Annotated in this window: 16 protein-coding genes; 9 read left to right on the top strand and 7 right to left on the bottom strand. The window is 61.5% G+C overall.

Annotation, left to right across the window (positions count from 1 at the left end):
• Window positions 1–214: 214 nt before the first annotated feature.
• From B9A95_RS29595 to B9A95_RS32920, 5 genes are all read right to left on the bottom strand, one after another.
• A complete protein-coding gene (locus B9A95_RS29595) occupies window positions 215–1,240 on the bottom strand; it encodes a DUF4388 domain-containing protein (RefSeq protein WP_084051194.1) in 1,026 nt (341 codons plus the stop codon).
• Between the two features lie 212 nt (window positions 1,241–1,452).
• Window positions 1,453–1,812 carry a hypothetical protein gene (locus B9A95_RS29590; protein ID WP_084051193.1) on the bottom strand — a complete coding sequence of 120 codons (360 nt, stop codon included), beginning with the start codon at window positions 1,810–1,812 and terminating at the stop codon, window positions 1,453–1,455.
• A gap of 617 nt (window positions 1,813–2,429) precedes the next feature.
• A complete protein-coding gene (locus B9A95_RS29585; protein ID WP_084051192.1) occupies window positions 2,430–4,883 on the bottom strand; it encodes a sensor domain-containing protein in 2,454 nt (817 codons plus the stop codon).
• 809 nt (window positions 4,884–5,692) lie between these two features.
• A complete protein-coding gene (locus B9A95_RS29580; protein WP_084051191.1) occupies window positions 5,693–5,995 on the bottom strand; it encodes a hypothetical protein in 303 nt (100 codons plus the stop codon).
• Window positions 5,996–6,334: 339 nt separating this feature from the next.
• Window positions 6,335–7,396, bottom strand: coding sequence for a M23 family metallopeptidase (locus B9A95_RS32920; protein ID WP_170928858.1), 1,062 nt, complete (start codon window positions 7,394–7,396; stop codon window positions 6,335–6,337).
• Between the two features lie 558 nt (window positions 7,397–7,954).
• Between B9A95_RS32920 and B9A95_RS34850 the strand changes: the two genes are divergently transcribed.
• A complete protein-coding gene (locus tag B9A95_RS34850) occupies window positions 7,955–8,125 on the top strand; it encodes a hypothetical protein (protein WP_212648420.1) in 171 nt (56 codons plus the stop codon).
• Window positions 8,126–9,275: 1,150 nt separating this feature from the next.
• Here B9A95_RS34850 and B9A95_RS29565 read toward each other — a convergent pair.
• Window positions 9,276–10,157, bottom strand: a complete 882-nt coding sequence (locus B9A95_RS29565; protein WP_084051190.1) for a CPBP family intramembrane glutamic endopeptidase — start codon at window positions 10,155–10,157, stop codon at window positions 9,276–9,278.
• A 201-nt stretch (window positions 10,158–10,358) separates the two neighbouring features.
• Window positions 10,359–10,580: a hypothetical protein gene (locus B9A95_RS29560; RefSeq protein ID WP_084051189.1), complete on the bottom strand. Its 222-nt coding sequence runs from the start codon at window positions 10,578–10,580 to the stop codon at window positions 10,359–10,361.
• Window positions 10,581–10,998: 418 nt separating this feature from the next.
• Between B9A95_RS29560 and B9A95_RS29555 the strand changes: the two genes are divergently transcribed.
• The 8 genes from B9A95_RS29555 (at window position 10,999) to B9A95_RS35895 (ending at window position 19,378) form a co-directional block, all read left to right on the top strand.
• Window positions 10,999–11,646 carry a helix-turn-helix domain-containing protein gene (locus B9A95_RS29555; RefSeq protein WP_084051188.1) on the top strand — a complete coding sequence of 216 codons (648 nt, stop codon included), beginning with the start codon at window positions 10,999–11,001 and terminating at the stop codon, window positions 11,644–11,646.
• Window positions 11,647–11,948: 302 nt separating this feature from the next.
• Window positions 11,949–12,488, top strand: coding sequence for a winged helix-turn-helix domain-containing protein (locus B9A95_RS29550; RefSeq protein ID WP_170928857.1), 540 nt, complete (start codon window positions 11,949–11,951; stop codon window positions 12,486–12,488).
• Window positions 12,489–12,523: 35 nt separating this feature from the next.
• Window positions 12,524–13,033 carry a transposase gene (locus B9A95_RS37400; RefSeq protein WP_425429989.1) on the top strand — a complete coding sequence of 170 codons (510 nt, stop codon included), beginning with the start codon at window positions 12,524–12,526 and terminating at the stop codon, window positions 13,031–13,033.
• Window positions 13,034–14,099: 1,066 nt separating this feature from the next.
• Complete coding sequence (locus B9A95_RS29535; protein ID WP_084051186.1) at window positions 14,100–14,666, top strand: TetR/AcrR family transcriptional regulator; 567 nt, start codon at window positions 14,100–14,102, stop codon at window positions 14,664–14,666.
• 270 nt (window positions 14,667–14,936) lie between these two features.
• Complete coding sequence (locus B9A95_RS29530) at window positions 14,937–15,437, top strand: carboxymuconolactone decarboxylase family protein (protein ID WP_084051185.1); 501 nt, start codon at window positions 14,937–14,939, stop codon at window positions 15,435–15,437.
• A 729-nt stretch (window positions 15,438–16,166) separates the two neighbouring features.
• Window positions 16,167–17,843 carry a M3 family oligoendopeptidase gene (locus tag B9A95_RS29525; protein ID WP_084051184.1) on the top strand — a complete coding sequence of 559 codons (1,677 nt, stop codon included), beginning with the start codon at window positions 16,167–16,169 and terminating at the stop codon, window positions 17,841–17,843.
• 151 nt (window positions 17,844–17,994) lie between these two features.
• Window positions 17,995–18,465, top strand: coding sequence for a replication initiator protein A (locus B9A95_RS35900; RefSeq protein WP_245808579.1), 471 nt, complete (start codon window positions 17,995–17,997; stop codon window positions 18,463–18,465).
• Between the two features lie 40 nt (window positions 18,466–18,505).
• Window positions 18,506–19,378, top strand: a complete 873-nt coding sequence (locus B9A95_RS35895) for a hypothetical protein (RefSeq protein ID WP_245808578.1) — start codon at window positions 18,506–18,508, stop codon at window positions 19,376–19,378.
• Window positions 19,379–19,448: the final 70 nt, after the last annotated feature.

Raw genomic sequence — 19,448 nt, 5'->3', positions numbered from 1 at the left:
CACTCTCCTCAATGCGCATTCAAGTTCATCTGCTGGGCTGAGTCAAAAAGAAGTCTCCTTCTTGACAAGTGCTCTAGAGTCTGGGCTTCATACGTTTGAATGCGTTTCGCCGTCAAGAAAAATCCCCTCTCTTCAGTATCCTATCGCAGCGCCTTCGCGGTGTCCTGGGAAATGTGCAAGAGACGGAACGCGCGTCAAAGATTAAGGTCTTGTACTAAGTGCACAGCTTATACCGCGCCATTGCCAAATTGGACTGGCCCTCGCTCAGTACCAAATACATGAACAGCTTCTTATCCGGTACGACGGACAGAATGCGATACTGCTCCTCCAGGCCAATGAGAATGTCCTCGATCCCGCCTGGAATGCCGAGCATCTCTATCGTGCGCATCAAGGCCCGCATCACTTCCGTATTCCCGGGGATGGCCATCTCTAAATCGGCGCCACCGCTGCCCAGACTCCCTAAGGCCGTCCCGCTCCCGTAGTGCAGCAGGGTGGCCGCCACCGCTCCATCAATCGTTCCGAGGGCTGAATCCAATGTGTCTCTGACGTTCTCCACGTTGTGCTTCTGTACAGCCACAGAGGAAAAATCATCTGTAGAAAGTAGGGGAGGCGCGGGGAACGGCGTGGTGGGCACGGCCCCCTGCGCGTGGCCCTTGTCAAGGATGAAGTCGTCCAGGCGGAGCGCCCCGGAGTGCTGGCCCTCGTCTCTGCGCTTCATGGCTTCCATCAGCAGGGACGTGAGGGGTTGACCGATCACGTCATGCTCGTTGCGGTAGGAACGCTCGATGGTCACCGCGGTGTCCTGCCAGTTCAGAATCTCGAACACGGCCGCTTCCCCGTACTGTTGTTGCCGGTGGACGTAGGCGTCCACCAGGCGGCCCTGCTTGAGGTGCAGCCGCCCCCAGTCGTGCTCAGACTGCACGCGAATCGCCAGGCTCCTGGCCTCCCACTCCATCATCTGCAGGAAACTGGGCAGCGACAGACCCCGCAGTGAACCGTGGCTGAGCGTGGTCACCTCGTGGGCAACCGCGGCGCACAGCGGCCCGGGATGGGGCGAGGCGAGGGGCATATCCCCATACCGGGAGAACAGCGGCTGCACGTCCTCGCGCGTGCAGGAGGTGCTCAGCAGGAAAAAGGTCTGCGGCCACACCTCCCGGGCGTACTCGAACAGCGGGTGGATCTCCGGAACAGGCGCCTCCACCTGCAGCACAACCAGATCGGGTGCCTGGGGGAGCCCCAACCCGATGGCGTCCTCCGGGCCGGCGGTGGGGTCGACTTTGATTCACCTCACGCTGCTGATGCACGTCGTCCCCTTCGCTGGTCCATGGTGATTTGCCCGCATGACCCCCGCCAGGAATGGCTCCGTCCCGCACCGGCAGGCGGAATGGGACCCGCCCAACACGGGTGGTTGAGGCGAAGCGGGGCCTGAAGTGAAGCCGAGGCGCCGTTGGTTTAGACCGTGAGGTTGTCGGCGAGGGCGCGGAGTTTGAAACGGGCCATCGCCAGGTTGGCCTGATCCTTGTTCAGCACCAGGTACATGAACAGCTTCTGACTCGGCAGGATAAACAGGATGTGGTACTGCTTGTCCAGCGTGATGAGGATGTCCTCGATGGACCCCGTAATGCCGAGCATCTCCATCGTGCGCATCTTGGCCCGCACGACTTCCGTGTTGCCCGCGGCGGCGATCTCCAGGTTGACACCGCTTCCCAGGGTGCCCAGGGCCATTCCACTGCTGTAGTCGACCAGGGCGGTCGCGATGGCCCCATCAATGGTGCGGAGGGCGGCGTCGAGTGTGTCTTTGACGTTGGTCATGGTGATCTCCTCAGGGAATGCAGCAGGCTCGGCCTCTGCGAAAAGGGGCGGGCGACGGTACTTCTCGGTTCCTCTGTGACTGCGGTTGTGCTTGAACAGAGACTGACAGGCCCCCATTACTTGAGCATTACACCTGGAAAGTGCGTCTGGCACTGCAAAAAGGCGTTCAAGACGAAGCGCTGTGCGCATGGTGGTTAACGCCTCAAGCGTGCACCTCCCCGATGTCGGTCATGGTTGTTTTCAGGAGGTGTTGGGCACGTACAGCCGTACGCCCTGCATCAAAGAGCGGAAGGCTGATCTGCTGAATGAAGTACCCCTGACGGACGGTTCTGCTCGGTGAACAGGCCGACCGAACATTCCCACCACCCCACACGACGACAGGAACGTCAGCAGCGGGGTTTCTCGGTCACGGCACCGGGCGCAACGTTTTATCACCTCCATGCCCGCATCGCCAATCTTCACCACCCGGCTCACTCCACCCTTCCTGCACGCCACGGCCGGCACCATCGACAAGCCGCCTGCCTTCCCACAGCCCCTCTGCCTTCTGAAGTCCAACCGAGGAAAGGTGATCTTGGACTTTGCTCCAGGCTTTCAGTCACCCACCGCGGTCAGGTGGCCTATTCCGTTGCGGTGACGGGCCAGCCCTTTCCCGCTTCTGCTGGGCGGCCAAAGAAGAAGCCCTGGCCATCCACGCAGCCCAATTCGCGTAACAGCCGCCACTCTTCTTTCGTCTCGATGCCTTCTGCAACCGTGCCCAGACCCAGGTGTTGCGCCAGCGCAACGATGGCCTTCACCACACCCAGGGCGCTTTCTACGCCGGACACTTGCTGGACGAAGGAACGGTCGATCTTCAAGACATTCAGCGGAAGGCGCTGAAGGTAGCTCAGACTGGAGTGCCCAGTTCCAAAATCATCGACGGCCAGCCTGACGCCCAAGGCGCGTAGGGCTGTCATTCGCGCGCTGGACTCCTGGATGTCTTGCATCACCACACTCTCCGTGAGTTCAAGTTCCAGCTGTTCAGGCTCAAGGCCACTGTCGTGCAGGCAAGCCGCCACAATGGAGACGAAGTCCGGCCGTTCAAATTGCAGGGCGGACACGTTCACGGCGATGCGGAGCGTCGCTCGGCTGGCGGCTGTCCACCTGACGGCTTGCCTACAGGCTTGTCGGAGCACCCACTCGCCCAGGGGAACGATCAGGCCCGTTTCCTCAGCCAATGGAATGAACTGTGCTGGGGAAACCATGCCCAGCTGTGGATGTCGCCAGCGGAGGAGCGCTTCTGCGCCCACCACCTGTCCTGCGGAAAGGTTGACTTGCGGCTGGTAGTGCAGTTCAAGTTCTTGGTTCTCAACGGCGTGGCGGAGGTCACTCGCGAGTTGCAGGCGCTCGAGCGTCCTCCGGTTCATTTCCTGCTCGAAGACGGCGTACCCCAACTTCCTGCTTTTTGCGCGGTACATGGCCAGATCCGCGTGACGCCGTAAGGAACTCGCGTCTCGTCCAGCTTGTGGAGAGACGCTGATGCCGACGGAGGCAGCAACGTACAGTTCGCGGCCATGCAACGCAAACGGCCGGCGGAGGACCCCCAGAACCTGCTGCGCCATGTCCACCGCTGCGCTTTGAGGTGTACCGGGCAGGACCAGGGAGAACTCATCCCCACCGGCGCGCGCGAGCAGGTCTCCTTCTCGGCAGCAAGTGCTCAACCTTCGGGCCACTTCAATGAGGACGTCGTCCCCCACCGTGTGTCCCAGGGTGTCGTTGATCGCTTTGAAATCATCGATGTCGACGAACAGCAGCGCCACGTCTCCCCCCCCGTCTTCCGCTTGCCGTAGGGCGTGGTCGAGGTACTCTGCCGCCAACGCCCGGTTCGGGAGCTGCGTGAGCGGGTCGTGCTGCGCCTGATGCGTGAGCTGCTGGTGAAGTCGGCGCTGCTCAATGGCAAGAGCCGTCAAGTGGCGGGCTTTTTCCATAAGCTCAATGTCTTTGGCCTGGATCTGCTTCGGTTGGCGCGCGTAGAGCGCAAAGGTTCCCAGCACTTCACCCGCGCCGTCGAGAATGGGCAGGGAGGCACAGGAATGGAGGCCACACAGGGCCGCAAGGGCGCGGAAGTTTTGCGTGGCCGGATGCGTGGCAACGTCATCAATCACCACGAGTTGCCGGGTGAACGCTGCGGTTCCGCAGACACCACTGTTCAAACCGACCCGCAGACCCTCCACGGCTTGCGTGAATACCGGGGGAAGGGTTGGACTGGCGCCCGTGTATAAGCGTCCGTCCCGGAGGAGCAGGACCGAGCACAGGGTACCCGGACGCTGCCGCTCAACCATGAGCGAAACCTCCGTCAGAATATCTGGGAGCGGCGCACCTTCCACCGTCATTTGCAGGATGCGAAGCCGGTCGCGTTCCAGCTGCTCGTGGACCTTTCGAGCAGTGATGTCCTGAATCACGACCGATAATCCCTGCGCTGAGGGGTACAGGTTAATCTCCCCCCACACCTGTAATGGGGGATACCAGGTCTCAAACGAGAAAGGTCGCTGCGTCTGAACCGCTTCACGGTACCGCTCTTCAATATCGGTGCCGACAGATTCCGGAAAGACCGTCCATTTGACTTGCCCGAGCAACTCCTGCGCGGGCCGAGCGAGCAGCGTGGCAGCGCGGTCATTCACGTAGGTGAAGCGCCAGGAGGAATCCAGGGAGTAGAAGGCGTCCGTGATGCTTTCGAGGAGGACAGCTTTCTCCTGACTGTGTTGTGCCAGGGCTTCCTGACTCTGCCGAATGAGCGTCACGTCCCGGGCAATGAGCATGTATCCGCGCACGTCAAAGTCATCAAGCAGATTGACCAGCGTCCCTTCCAGCCAGCGCCATGACCCGTCGGCATGCCGGACCCGGTGGGGGCTGAGGACGCTGGCTTCTCCGAACGATGATGCGTGACGCAGGGCTTTTTCAACGAGGGGACGGTCGTCCGGGTGGATCAGGTCAAAGGCGCGAACAGGAGGCGCGGACGGTGCGCAGGCGTAACCAAGCTGCTGGGTGGATGGACTGGCGTAAATCAACCCGCCGTGAGGATCAAAGACCACCACGATGTCACGAATAAATCTCGTGAGGATTTTGCAGCATCGCGGGGGTGGGAACGTCCGCCTGGGAAGTCAGGGGCATGTCCATAGGTTCAATCATGCACCACAGGGAGGGCGTCCGACCTTCTCAAAACGGTGAGGGAGGAACCCAGCACGCCCTCCGTCCTGCGCCGGTGGTGCCCAGCCGCGTCAGAGTATGCTGGCTTCACCTTTGCCCTGCCTATGACGGACCCTGCCTCCCCTCTGCGCTCTCCGCTCCTGACCCGGTTGCGGCTCCCGCTGTCGCGGCGGCCGGGGCCTCCTCAGGCTGTGTGAGGCCGGGGTGGAGAAACCGCACCTCGCGCGGAGCAGGTCCTGGCCGAACTCGGGTGCCGGACCCGCTCCATTGCGGCGTCGGTCCCAGACGCGGCCCTGGCCCAGCTGCTGAACGGCGGCAAGCGCCCCCCTGGGTGCGCGGCGTGATGAAGCGGGTCCGTGCGGGGGGGACGCTGTCTCCCCCGCTCCACAGGCGCTGGTCACCTCGCCTTTGAGCACGGCTTCAGGGTAATGCGGGGGGTTCCAGGGGGCGCACGTTGAGCAGGAGCCGGAGTGAGGGTTGCGTCCCCGCAGCACACCGGGAAACGGGGAACACCGCTCTCCAGGTGCTGCAGCCCGGATGAATCGCCTCTGGTCAGGCAGGTCTCTGGCAGGGGCCTGCCGACTTCACCCGGTGGGTTCTCTGGGGGGATAAACGGCGTGTACGGACAACCCGTACGGCCCACGTCCGCCAAAGGAATGAGGAGGTCGTCCTGGGCAGGCCGAGCGGTGCGGGCGTGTCAGTGGCGGGCGCGCACGGCGGCGACAATCAGGCAGGCCAGGCTGGCAAGAACACTCACGGCGAGGAGGGGAGCAGTGCGCAGGAGTGCAGCCAGGGGGAGTATGAGAGGAGAGGTGTACGCGCTCTGGTTAAGGGCAATGAAGCCTGCAGCGCTGAGGAGGGCAATGAGGATGAGGATGAGGACCCAGGGGGAGCGAACGTGGGGGTCCTGGAGGCTATACCCGGTGACCGCGAGGGTGGCGCTGAGGCTGGCGCAGAGGAGAACGAGGGCAATGTCGGAGAGCAAGGACGTCAAGTTCATAGGCACTCCTGTGGGGCGAGGCGAATTGCGGATGGCTGCCTCTGCCTGATTGAAGGCGAAATGGGGAAGCGATGGTGCTGGGTTTGCTCAACGTCCTTAGAGCATTTGTCAAAAAGGAGACTTTTTTCTGACCGGGTCCGGCGGGTGAACTTGAAGGCGCATGGGGAGACTGGGGCGCCGTGAGGGGTGCCCTTCCACGCGCGGCGCCCCAGTCGGACAACTGCGCCAGGGCTCTGAACGCAGCTGAAGAAGGTCCCTGAAAAAGCAAGGTGAAGCCCCCACGCTATGTCCCATCCGTGGAGGCTTCACCTTGCTTTTTCTTGTCAAGCTCTGGAGGCTTTACTTGCGCCAGACCGCGACGGTCACGCTCCCACAGGTATACGAGGAGGTCCGCTTGAAACCTTGCTGCGTCAGGGCGGCGTGACGTTCCGCCGCCACCGTGGCCGTCATCCCGTGATACGTCGCAAAATCACCTTGCTTGGGCACCCAGGTGGAGTTGTACGTTGCTCCGTTCGATGTACAAGTGATCAGGTTCGGCATCATGCCTGAATCTGCCAAGTGCTCCGCCAGACGCTGGTAGTCCTCACCTTTGATCCCGTTGAACGTCAGGTTCCCTGCCGGGCGTGCAGGCCAGATCAGAATGGACGATTCCGGCAGTGCATTCCCGGCCAGTGGCGTCCAAGGCCCATTCAAGCTCACTTTGCCTCCTGTAAAGGGGGTGGTGAGCCCGCGATCGAAGGCCATGGGCACGGGCTTGCCGCCCTTCTCCATATGAACGTGCAGGTGCGGGCCACTTTCAGATGAACCCGAGTTGCCCACACGACCCAGGAACTGCCCCGCGCTGATCCGCGCGCCGTTGGTCACCCGTGCCTCAGGCTCGATGTCGGGGCTTCCACCTTTCCCGCTGTTTCCCGTGAACAAGGGGGCGTTGTGGGGGCAGATATTTGCGGGAATGCTACCGGGTTGTGCATGTGCGTACAGGGCGTACGTACCGTCGTCCTGCAGGATCCAGAGGTGGTTGCCTCCGCCGGCGAACTTGAAGCCGGGCTTGTACTGCGGGTGCAGGCTGCCGGGGATGTTCTCGGGAGCGTTTCTCCAGCAGGCCACGACGGTTCCGGAGGCCATGGCGTAAAAGGGTTTGCCGTAGACCACCCAGCTGTTGAGGTCCTTGGGGTTGGTGGCGTCAGGTTTGAAGGCAGACCACTGGGTATCGGTGATGTACCGCCGAGCGCCGATGTCTTTGCCTTCGGCCTGAACACCGCCCGTGTGGACGAAGGTCAAGTAGCGTTCGTTTCCGGCGAGGTCGTCTCCGCGAACGGGGAGGACGGCGGCGGAAGCGGAGAGGGAGAGGGCAACGCTCGTTGCGAGGGTACCGATCAGCAGTCTGGTCTTGGTGTTCATGGTGTTCTCCTGGGGTGATTTGAAGGTGGAGGGGCGTGGCGTGGAAGTTGGAATGGCGGAAGTGTTCTCCCCTTGGGGTTGTGGCGGTGTGCTGCCTTCCCTTCTGCCTGAGAGAAGAGTAGGAAAGTGGCCGTGAACGACCGATGAACGGGAATGATCCGCATGGAGATTCCCAGGAGATGGCTGGCTCTGATACGGGTTCCGGTTCATCCATCATGAAATTACGGGCCAGCCCGAGCGGACGTGCAACGCTGCGCCGCAGAGGGGGCAGGAAAACCGGTGACACAGAGGCGTGGAATCACCGGAGCCCAGGGGACGGAACGGATAATCTCCAAACCGTAGGACTGTCCGTCTTAAAGGACGCTGCCTGGGGGATGCGAAAGTCTCCTCAGCAGGCGCTTGGGCATGTTGGGGACGGTGACGCCAAGCTCGTTTCTTCCGGGTGCAGCGGACCGCGCCGCATTCTGGAAAGCAGTGGCTGAACGGGTCCACTCGGACCATGTGCTCCTAACCTGACCCGGACTCGGGAATAAGCCGGCACATCCGGATGTGCGCGCTATGGAGGAGCCCGCTACGGTGGTGCTGCGTCACATGACGCAACTGGTCAACAGCCCAGTCCATGGGCGGGTTCGCGGCACTCAAAGTGGCGCTGGCGGCCTCATGAAGGTCAAACGGCCCGTGCTGCCCGCAACCTCGGGCGGTGTGCCTGTGGCCCATCTCGGCGGTTGAGCTTGGCCGTCGGCGTACTACCGCACGTATCCAGACGCGGCGCCGTGAATAAGCACGGTGAATAAGGACTTGTCGGCGCAACTTCCGCTCATCGTCGCGCCGACCCTCCTGCTTTGGGGGAGCACGACCCGATCAGTCCCGTCGCTGTTGGGGAGCGGTTGAGGGCCCGGTTGACCAACACCTCTCTGTCTGGAGCTGACCATGACCTTGCATCATATTGAGCTGGCAGCGACGTTGATCAAGCAGCATTGTGTGGAGAGCGTGGCCAATGAGGACGACACGCATCGTTTCCGTACCCCTTCACGACGGGGGTGGCCCTGATAAGGAGGGTTACGCGTGGTGTTACCGGGCTTGCTTGTGGGAGACGACGAGAGCTGACACAGGGCACTCGGGTTTGCAGTTGATTCAGGAGTGACGTCACTTCACCTGCAGAATGCAGCAGTGAGGCGGAAAGACCTTCTCTACATCCCAGGACGCAGTCAGAGCTCTCCTTCCACTTCAGCCATAGGGCCATCCCCCACGTACCCCGAGCGCTTATTGATATCGTCATGGGTCTGCATCTGCTGTGGTGCTTGACGTTTGTGTGCCACCCCAATCTCTTGTGACCCAATGGGGAATTGCCAGAAAAGCGGTCCTGCAGTCACCCAGTCTGGCCATCAGGGTAATGAGCAAAAAAGCATTTCTGGCGTTTGACCTGAAGGACCTAGTGAGACTCTCCGCCATGCCGTCAAAAATGCGTGTGGCGTGATTGACTTTGGGCGTGATGAAAAACACTGGCCTTTCCCCGATATGTACAGCATCCTCATCGGTATGTAAATCAAGAGGGTAAAAGTTCAAAGATAGTTGACTGGGGCACAGGCAAAAAACCTTCGCCCTCAAGACTTTATACAATCACTTGTGTTGGTGCTGGCTTAAAATTATTCACGAGTAGGAATGAATTTTTACGAAGATTTGGTCATCAATCGTTGCTGTTAAGCACGAGAGTGAATTTTATGTCCAACAGCCATGTCGTCTTAAGTAAAGGAAAAGGAAGAGCCTTATGCAAATAAAACTTCAGTACTCTGGCGAATTCGCCAGAGTACTGGTCTCTGTACTGAAAAAGGGCTTTGTCGGGCAGTGCAGGCAAGGAGGCGCGTTGCCTCACCCGCCTTCATGACTGTTCCCGCTCGAGAAGAGCAGCGTTGGTCACGAACTGTCCGCGCCGGTACGCCACAACCAGCAACGCTACGCTGGCCATCGCAAACACCACCAGGGTGACTACGGACGCCTCAACGCCGTATGCCCCGCCGGACAGCCAATCAGGACCGCTGAGGTGGCCCTGCAAGAACCCCCTGGCTGGATGACCCGAGGTGGGCACCGAGAAGATGGCGTCAGACATGGTATTCCAGGCGAAGTGCATCCCGACAGCCAGCCACAGGCGCCGCGTGACCATGTACGCCGCGCTGAACGTCAAGCCAGCAACGATGGTTGCAGCGATCGCGACGGGTCCGGCATGGGCGTTAGGAAGGTGGGCCAGTCCAAACAGGAGGGCCGAAACGGGGAGCGCCGCCCAACTGCCGAGCGCCCGCTCGAGATTCCGGAAGAGGACGCCGCGGAACAAGATCTCCTCAAACAGTGCCACCAGGACCATGCCAGACAGGGGGGCGAGCATCGCGGTCACACCACTATTTCCCGTAATCTGATATGCCCCAGCGGCCGTCAGTATCCCCATGACGGTGAGGAACAGGCCGCCGCCGACCAGAGCCCCCGCGCCTACCTCGGGGCCTGCGTACGCTCTGGAGAAAGCGTGCATGGGACGTTGCTCAGCCCAGCGCATATAGAGGCGGTACCCGGCGACGCAGAGCAAGGCTGCCAGGAGAGATGGCCAGGAAGCACGCAAGGGCTGGGGAATGAAGTGCTGGGCGAGGAACATGGTCAGAACGACAGGAAGGGTGACGGTCAGGGCACCCAGCAGGATGCGCAGGAGCGAGAAGCGGCGCCACGTATTGCGAACTGCGGGCGTGGCGGTGGGTGAAACAGTCAAGGTCTGCATGGTGCCTCCATAGGTGTTCGGGGAATGGGAATGAATAAAGCGATCGGTACGTCTTTGGCCCGTGACGTCCCCCTGCGACTTCCGGAGAAGGAAGCGGCAGAGCCCTGGGTACGCGGGACCACCGCGACCGCTCGGGAGACCGTGTTGAAAGAGGCTGACAGCCGGAGGAGGCCGGAAAGCGCGGACAGAAGCCAAAAAGGCCTACTTCAAAACCGCTCCGCAGAGGCGCAGGGTGAACTGCGAAGGTGACCAGACGATGAGGCGAGACCACCGCGACAAGGGGCGGTATTCCCGCAAGAGCCGGTGGGCCGCGGCTTCTTTCAGTCGGGCGGCATGCTGACGTGCGTCGTACGTGAGGCTCAAGGGCACCTCAGGTTGTGGGGTGACGTGCATCTGCCGCAGTGGAGCGTAGGCGGTGGTCATGCACGGAGTATGGAGAATTCAAAATTCAGTTAAAACCTGTATTTTTGAAAACTTTACCACGGGCTGCTGGCCCCTCCTCTGACTTCAGCAGCTGAATATCCTGCTCTAAAACTGTTGCCGACCGTCTCACACGGTGCGGGGATCATCCCCTATATCCGCTCTGGTAATTCCACACCTCTGCGTCACCGTTGTTCCTGCTCGCTTCACTGCGCCAGATGCACGTCCGCGCAGCTTGACCCGTTATCCCATCACGGCTGAACCGGAATCCCGATCAAGCCACGGCCGGGCAAGACAGGGCGCATGGCCCACCTCCCATCTGGGCGAGATAGATCGGCCGGGTCCTCTGCTGCGGCTGTTTCTCTACAAAAGACTCAAAGTTCAGACTTCAATTGAACTTTGAAGATTGCATAATTCAGGTATGACTGCTCCCTCCCCCACCCCGTTCCAGGTGAAGACGCTCGCACAGGCCGAAGCCCTGCTGGACTTCGCCTATGGCGCACGCCTGTTGGAGAAGTTTATGGAACCAAGCACCTCCAGCCAGGCGGCGCATGCCCTGGCAGAACCCGCCAACCGGGTTGCGTACCACGTCCGCAAACTCACGGAGGCGGGTCTTCTGCGCGTCGCTGGACGTCAAGGAAAACGCGTCCTGTACCAGGTGACTGCCCAGACGTTCCACGTTCCACGCGCCCTCGTCCAGCTGGATGAGCCTCTCACGCTGATTGAACCTGCCATGCGAGACATCACGACCGCCTATGCACACGCCATCCTGGAGTGGCAGACGCGGAATGCGGCAGACACCCTCGCTGGCGACGGCTCACATCTCATCGTGCAGCTTGATGGTCAGCCGCAGGCTGACCAGGGTGAGGCCCAACCCCAGACTCCCGAGGGGCCATACGCTCCAGCCATGCGCATGCGCACCCTCCAGATCACACCCGAGCAGTACCGGCGGGCGCAGGCAGCCATGGACCGCATCCTGACAGATCTCACTTCGGAGGAAGACACCTCCTGTGCGAGAAGATGCACCTTTGTCATCATGGGCTTCGCTGGCGACCTGCACGACATCTAACCAGGGATACGCGAACCTTGACTTGCGGGCCAAGCTCAGCGCTCTTGACGGCGCGCTGCGCAACAGGGGTAAAGGGAAAAACAGAGGGCGCTGCGCGTCGAGCGACTGAGCCAGCGGCCCCGTCGTTCCTTTGAATACTTGTGTGGGTTGAGCCCATGATTTCATGATGGATGATCCGGAATCCTTATACGGACTCCGAATAGATCATTTACAATAGAGGGATCAAACAGTCCGCCTTTACTCAACCCCTCCAACATTCCGCCGAAGAATTTTGGGGCATCTTTCAAGCCAGTACCTGCGCGGTGGAACGTCGCCGGGCCCAGTTCTTCGCGCTGCTCGCAGAGCAGCGCCCCCTCAAGGAGGTGCTGTCGTTGAGTCGCTATAGCCGCGTCACGGCCTACCACCTCCTCGGGCGGTATCGGGAACTGGGCCTCGCCGCGTTACGAGACGGGCGACAGACGAACCGCGGTGCCCCGACCCTCTTCACTCCGGAAGAACAGCAACGTCTGGCGGCCCGGATCCACCAGGATTTCGAGCAAGGCATCGTGTGGGAAGGCAAGCAGGTACAGGCCTGGATCAAGCAAGAATTCGGCAAAGACGTCTACCTCAGCCGAACCTACGAATTCATGCGTGCTGCTGGGTTCTCGCCCCAGAAACCACGCCCCCGACACGTCAAGGGAGACGAGGAGGCCAAGGAGGCGTTCAGAACAAAGCGTGAGTGGAGAAGCTCCGCCGTGCGGAGCTTCTCCACTCACGCGTTTCTTTGTGGGCAATGGACGAACATCGTCTGGGCTTGCAACCCATTCTCCGTACCGTCTGGGCACCAACCGGGCAGCCACTAGTCCGTCCTGTCCACCCGCGCGACGAGTGACTCTACATCTACGCTTTCGTCAACCCGGAGAGCGGGGAAAGCCGATTCTGGCTGGTTCCGGTTCTGAATAAGGAGGCTGATCAAGCCGTGATGGCGGCCTTCGCTCAGCGTGTAGGAGCGGGTGAGAACCTCCTTGTCCTGGTCGTTCAGGATGGAGGAGGTTTTCATGTCCCTGCACCGCAGGGACAGCCAGAGGGGATCGAAACGGTGACCTTACCGCCGTATTCCCCGGAATTGCAGCCTGTCGAGCGGCTCTGGGCTTTGACCGATCACACCGTTGCCAATCGCTGCTTTGACACCCGACAAGATTTCACCGAGACCCTCGCTCAGCAGTGCGCTTGGTTGGAGACGCAGCCCGATCTTCTCTCACAACACACCCTCTTTCACTGGTGGCCTTTGTTAAGGAATGAGTCGGAGTCCGTATTAGGAGAGATGCCGCAGCTGGACAGGTCTTCTTCGAGGAAGGAATACCGCGGGCGTTTCAAACTTGCGCCGGTATCAATAAAGTGCGACTGAAAAACGTGCTGGAGCGGGTTTTACCTGCGTAGAGGATGGAGGGATGATGGGGCGGAGGTGGTGCCCGCATGACGCGGGCGTGACCTCCCAAACGACCTCACCGATGCCGGGTGGAACGTCCTCCAGCCGCTGACCCCACCTGAATTGCTTGTGGGTCGACCGCGCAAGTGGTCTTTGCAAGAAATTCTGGAGAGCATCTTCTCCGTCCTCCGCGGAGGTCGTGGCCTGGCGGGCGACGGCCTCACGATCTTTCCCCCTGGCAAACAACCGACCACGCGCACAGGATGTGGAGGCGGCAAGGCGTGTGGGAAGCGTTGCAGACCAAATTGCGTGAAGGTCGTCCGAGTGCGAGAAGGACGCCCTGAGACACCAAGTGCTGGAATGATTGACAGCCAATCGGTCATAACCACCGAGGTGGGGGGGCCACGTGGTGACGACGGCGGTCAGAAGGTCAATGGAAGGAAGCGTGATCTGCTCGTGGATACGCCCTGCCTCGTCATGGCGATCAAAGTGCATGAAGCGGATATCCTTCCCCCGCGCGGGCGCGGTCCTCCTCCTGCGAGGGGGCGCCAAATGTTTTTCCCCGAAATGAAGCACCTGTGGGCGGATGCAGGACACACCGGAAAATTGGCAGGAGAACAGGGAACGTTTCTCGGCTGGACGCTGGAATCCCTGGTCAGGCCGGCAGACCACCTGGGCACCGAAGGGCGCACCTCCACGACGTGTGGAGGTGCCTGCGGGATTTGTGGTGCTGAAACGCCGCCGGGTCGTGGAGCGGACCTCTGCCTGGCCCTGGAAATCCAGGCGCATGGCCAGGGACGATGAAGCGCTGCCGGAGACGGCTGAAAACCTTGTCTACGAGGTGAGGATCCGCTTGATGGTCCGCCGTTTGGCCAAAGGTCCACCCTGACCTTTTTCAGACGCACTGAAACATCGCTCAGCCTTAAACCACGTTTCTGCGGTGTAAATGCCGTAGCGCCCCTCACTGCTCCTGCAGAGCACCGCATGGCATGGCTGGGGAAGGCTTAACTTGACGCCTACATACATGTAGGTATACAGTCTGGCCATGAAAGGCAGCACCACGGTTCAAGACATCCTCGACAGCGCTCAGGCCCTTGTGCAGCGCCAGGGCTACAACGCCTTCGCTTACAAGGACATCGCTCAGGACGTCGGCATCCGTGGAGCAAGCATCCATTATCACTTCCCCACCAAAGCAGACTTGGGCGTCGCCCTCGTCCGCCGGTACCGGAATGTGGTGGACGTTCAGCTGGAGCACCTCAACTCTCTACCCGCCCCCGAGGCGCTGCGGCGATTTGGGCGACTGTACCAGAGCGTAACGACCGAGGATGGTCGGGTCTGCCTCAACCTCATGCTTGCGGCCGATCTCCCGACGCTCCCTGAACCCGTCGCCAATGAGCTGCGCCGTTCCCTGGAGGCGCAGGAAGCCTGGCTTGAAGCGGTCATGGAGGAGGGGGCCCGCTCGAATACCCTGACGCTCCGAACCTCACCGCGGGAGGAGGCGCGCTCCCTCCTCGCCCTGACAGAAGGAGCCATGCTCCTGGCCCGGGTGGCGGGTGATCCCCTGCGCTTCTCGGCTGTCTATGACCATGTCCTCTCGGCCCTTATTGTCTGATCGCGTTTTCGTTGTCCAATGTCTACATACGCGTAGATACAGTGCTCAGAACCCACTGCCGTTGCCGCCCTCTCACTGCGGGGAGCCAGCCATGTCCCGTATCCCCGCTGCTGATCCCACCACCGCTGAACCTCAGGTCCAGGATATGGCCAGCGCCGCGCAGGTCAGACTTAGCCTGACGCCTAACCCCTACCGCACGGTTGCGCAGCCTTCCGCAGCGAAGACTTGCTGGGTCTGAGCGAGGCCCACACCAAAGGAAAATTGTCCGTTATGTTGCGTGAGCAGCTGGCGCTGGTCATCGCTCAGGAGAACAACTGCGGCTGCTGTTTCGCCGCCCACACCCTGATCGGAGGACTGCTCAAGGTCCCTGCCGATGAACTCCAGCGCAATCGCGTCGGCCAATTGGGTAATCCCAAGGGCGTGGGCGGCTTGCGCTTCGCCCGCGCCTTGCCGCAGCGCTATGGGGTTACCACCGACGCCGAACTCGCTTTTGCCTCGGCCCGGTTGATCCGGCGGTGGTTGTGGCGACGGACGCAGGCGCGGTGGTTGCCAGCAACAGTGTGGGCGGCACCCCATCACCCCCGTGCAGGGTCGGCAGACGCGCGGCGTCCTGCGGGCGGACGAGAACGCGAGCGGTTGACCGAGGGGGCGCGGCTGGGGGACCGGGTGTACCTTGCCGACGCTGCCCGGCAGCGGGAGCTGGAGGTGCAGACTTCGCCGCCGCGTGCGGTCTGCAGCGTTTCGGTGCTCCGGGAGACGTGGCCAGGCTGACCGCCACTTCCGAACCTGAAGGCATGCGGGTGTACGTCAGGAGCTCAGGCGGCGTGCTGGGAGGCCAGCAAATCACCATCGCGCGCAAGGCAAGGCGGGGATGCCCTGGCCAGCGGGCTGCTGAGGGTCACGCCTCATCCCAAACGGTGAGGTCAGCGCGTCCGCCCCGGGGACCCTGGCTGTGCGGCGCCACTACGCGCTGGGCAGCGCGCGTCGCCCTCGTGGCGGTGCGGGGGGCGCTTTGGTGTGGCCGTCTGCTGCGTTTGGACGCGGACGGGTGATCCGGCTCTGGGCGCTGCCCGGCACACCTGGCAAGCTCACGGTAAGCGCCTCCACCACGCGGGACGTGAACCTGGACGCGGAGCGCGTGACCCACCCACCTGCCAACCATACGGCGGACGTGGCGGCACTGCCGGACGGCACCTTCATGCTCGCTGGGGGCGGACGGGGTGCGCGGGCATACCTCGCTTCAGACCTGCGAGCGGCTGGAACACGGATCCTCCCGACCGCTAAACCCCGGCCCACGGTGAAGAGTTATACGGTTTCCGGACAGGCTGTTACGTCCCCTGGGCTCCGCCTCGGTGATCCCACGCCTCTGTGTCACCGTTTTTCCTGCTCACTCCGCTCAGTTGAATCCGTTATTTGGTGGCTAATTCAGCGCAATCCTTATTGGGGCTTTAAAGAGTTGCCGTGAATGGGCCAACGTGCCAGAGTCCACAGAGGAGATTTATGACCCACGTGACCCCCACCTGGATGAGTTTCGCCCCTCGTTACGACGCCCTTGCGACCGAGCCGCTCGAAGAGCAGGACATCCCCGCCTGGCTGCAGCGCTGGAGCGATCTTGAAAAAGACGTCATGGAGGTCCAGGCTCAGCTGACATGGGCCAAGGACGCCAACCCTTCGGATACCGATGCTGAACACGCCTTCCTCCGCTTCATCCAGGAGGTCCAGCCCGAGTCCATGCGGGCCGAGCAGCGTCTCCGGGACCGCCTGCTCGCGTTCACCCACTGGCAGCCGACAGGACCCCACGTGCAGATGCTCCGGCGGCTTCGCTGCGAAGCCGCCCTGTTCCGGGAGGAGAATCTCCCCCTGATCAATGAGCTCACCATCCTCGCCAACGAATTCAACAAGATCACCGGAGCCCAGCGCGCCACCGTCAACGGCGAAGAGATGACCCTTCCCGAAGCACAACGGCTCCTTCTGGACCCGAACCGGACTGTACGGGAAGCGGCCTGGCGCGGCATTGCCACGGCGAATCTTCAGGCGGCCCCGCAACTCGATGCCCTGTTCCTCAAACTGCTGCACCTGCGCCGGAAGGTGGCCCACAACGCAGGCCTCGAGAATTACCGGGACTTTACCTGGCAGGCCATGAACCGCTTCGATTACACACCGCAAGGAATTCAGGAACTCCACCAGGCCGTGGAAGCGCACGTCGTGCCGCTTCAGTTGCAGTTGCACGATGAACGGCGACGCAACCTGGGAGTGGATGTCCTCCGGCCCTGGGATACCGCCGTGGACCCTCAGGGCCGCCCACCACTGCGGCCGTTTCAAAGTACCGACGAATACATTACCGGAGCAGAACGGATCTTCCACGCCCTCGACCCTGAACTGGGCGCGCAGTTCAGTGCGATGCGCGAAGGTGGATTCCTGGATCTGGAGCCGCGTTCAGGAAAGGTACCCGGGTATGGGTACTGCAATTACCTGCCGCGCACGGGTTCTCCGTACATCTACTGGAGCGCTGTGGGGACAGACGGGGACGTCCGGGTCTTGATGCACGAGGCCGGTCATGCATTTCACTTCCTGGCGTCTGGAACGCCGGACGACCTGGTGTGGAATCAACTCGCTTCCATGGAGTTCGCGGAAGTGGGAAGTCAGGCGATGGAGCTGCTGACGCTGCCGCTGCTTGAGCGGCCCACGGGCTATTACGACGCCGAAGACGCCGCTCGGGCGAAGAAGGGCAAGATTGAGACGGTGCTGCGGCAGTTCACGGGCCAGGCATTGGGAGACGCTTTTCAGCAGTGGCTGTACGCCGACGCGCCTGAGAACGTCACCACCGCTGAGATCGACGCGAAGTGGCTGGAGTGTTCCGAGCGCTTCAGCCCCGGCGTGAACTGGGAAGGGCTGGAGGATGTGCGGGCCAAAGGGTGGCAGTTCGTGCATATCTTTGCTTACCCCTTGTACCTGATTGAGTATTCGCTCGCTTGGATTGGCGCACTACAAATTTGGCAAAACGCCCGACAGGACCCGGGTCTGGCCCTGAAGCAGTACAAACAGGCGCTCTCGCTCGGCAACACTCGGCCCCTCCCGGAACTCTTCGAGACGGCCGGCGCACGCTTCGCCCTCGACGCACCGACCGTGGGCCAGCTGATGACCTTCCTTCAGGAGCAATTGACTGCCTCCACATAAAGAGTTGCCGCTGTGTTTTACAAAATGCATCCCGGCAGACCTGACCCCCTGAACGACACGCCCGGTACACTAAGGGCCCTGTGAGAGCCCTGTGTTTGGTGCATGCTCCAAGAGGGTGGTCAAGATGAGCCGCCCCCCCCGAAAGGCGGCTGTGACCCCTGTGAAAATGAGCAAGGATGTGCCCTTGCCCTTGCGCCTCAGTGACGACAATCACAACGGGCACGATGAGATCAACGTGGCGCGCTTATCCCTGATCAGTGCCCAGTCTCGCGTCCCGGCCAGTTACACGGGGTGGACCCGCACCTACCAGAGTGGCGACCGCACCGTTACCGTCACCTGTACGGCCCTCACAGGGCATGTGGTGCCTCACGGTCTGGACAACGACGTGATGGTGGCCATCATCAATCTCTATCTCGAAGACGGCTGTCCGGAGGACGGCACCGTCCGCGTCTCCATGCACCGCCTCCTCCTGGCCGCCGGCCTGCACGCCAGCGCCCATTACTACCGCGAAGTTCGGCAATGCCTGCGCCGCTTGCAGAGCACGAGTTACCAGATTACGCAGGGTTGGTGGGCCCAGGGTCGGCAGCGGCACGTCGACGCCACGTTTAACTACCTGTGGTAAGGTCACGGCGACCCGCGAGGACGAATACGACTCGAGCAGCGTGCTGGAAATTCGCTTGCCGGACGAGGTCGCTCAGAGCATCCGTGAGGGATACGTCAAGCCTCTGGACCTCACGCTCTACCGAGAGCTGAGCAGCCCTCCCGTTCGGGCGGTCTACCGGGTTCTGGACGCCTTACGGTGGGACTCTGGATCTGCGCAGGACCGGGTCACCATTAACCTGCTGGAGTGGGGCGAGCGGTTGAGCATCTACAGCACTGAACCGGACAAGATCCGCCGCGTCCTCCAGCCGGCCCATGAAGAACTGCGCGAGCGGGGCATTCTGCTGGACGTAGAAGTGACCGGTCGGGGCAAGGTCCAGGAATTAACGTACATATTTGCCCCAACCGATCGCCTGCCCAACGAAGAGTTGTTACGCGCGCTCACGAAACGCGGCATGTACCCGGCTGTGGCCGGCAAATACCTGACAGAACATCTGGACCCAGCTCCTGTGCACCTCGCCATCCGGCGATTTGACGCCTATCCGGGGCGCAAGCAGAACGCCGGCGCTCTCCTGCGCGACATGCTGGTTCATCCAGAACGGTACGCCGAAGTGTTGCCCTTGCCGGCGGATGCCGAAGCCAAAAAGACAGTGGCTGTGCAGTCCATCACGGAAACGGAGACGGCAGAGATTGAGGCGCGGCAGCTTCAGGAGCTTCAGGAGCTTTCGCCTGAGCGCCAGCTCACACGCCTGGAGACCATGCTGACCTTTGCCAAGGTCACCCCCCTGCTTTCGGTGTTGGACCGTGACCGCTTGCGTACCGCTGTACTGACCGGTCGCCTGGAGGTGACCGAAGTGATCAGGCTGCTCACCAAAGGGATTCACCAGCCCCCAGGAGATAAGGTCATCGCGCTGCAAGCGCTCTTGTCGGATTAGGTTCGTCAAGTTTGGGGGAACGCTTCGTCAAGTTTGGGGGAAGTCTTCGTCAAGTTTGGGGGAAGTCTTC

The organism is Deinococcus hopiensis KR-140 (assembly GCF_900176165.1).
Lineage (GTDB): Bacteria > Deinococcota > Deinococci > Deinococcales > Deinococcaceae > Deinococcus > Deinococcus hopiensis.
The sequence above is the reverse complement of the archived record's forward strand: the minus strand, read 5'-3'. Positions and strand labels throughout refer to the sequence as shown.

Excerpts from the sequence above, each read along its gene's own strand:
- B9A95_RS29525 (WP_084051184.1), top strand. The coding sequence starts at position 16,167 with ATGACCCACGTGACCCCCACCTGGATGAGTTTCGCCCCTCGTTACGAC.
- B9A95_RS29530 (WP_084051185.1), top strand. The coding sequence starts at position 14,937 with ATGTTGCGTGAGCAGCTGGCGCTGGTCATCGCTCAGGAGAACAACTGC.
- B9A95_RS29590 (WP_084051193.1), bottom strand. The coding sequence starts at position 1,812 with ATGACCAACGTCAAAGACACACTCGACGCCGCCCTCCGCACCATTGAT.
- B9A95_RS29555 (WP_084051188.1), top strand. The coding sequence starts at position 10,999 with ATGACTGCTCCCTCCCCCACCCCGTTCCAGGTGAAGACGCTCGCACAG.
- B9A95_RS29560 (WP_084051189.1), bottom strand. The coding sequence starts at position 10,580 with ATGACCACCGCCTACGCTCCACTGCGGCAGATGCACGTCACCCCACAA.
- B9A95_RS29565 (WP_084051190.1), bottom strand. The coding sequence starts at position 10,157 with ATGCAGACCTTGACTGTTTCACCCACCGCCACGCCCGCAGTTCGCAAT.
- B9A95_RS29535 (WP_084051186.1), top strand. The coding sequence starts at position 14,100 with ATGAAAGGCAGCACCACGGTTCAAGACATCCTCGACAGCGCTCAGGCC.
- B9A95_RS34850 (WP_212648420.1), top strand. The coding sequence starts at position 7,955 with ATGGAGGAGCCCGCTACGGTGGTGCTGCGTCACATGACGCAACTGGTC.
- B9A95_RS32920 (WP_170928858.1), bottom strand. The coding sequence starts at position 7,396 with ATGAACACCAAGACCAGACTGCTGATCGGTACCCTCGCAACGAGCGTT.
- B9A95_RS29580 (WP_084051191.1), bottom strand. The coding sequence starts at position 5,995 with ATGAACTTGACGTCCTTGCTCTCCGACATTGCCCTCGTTCTCCTCTGC.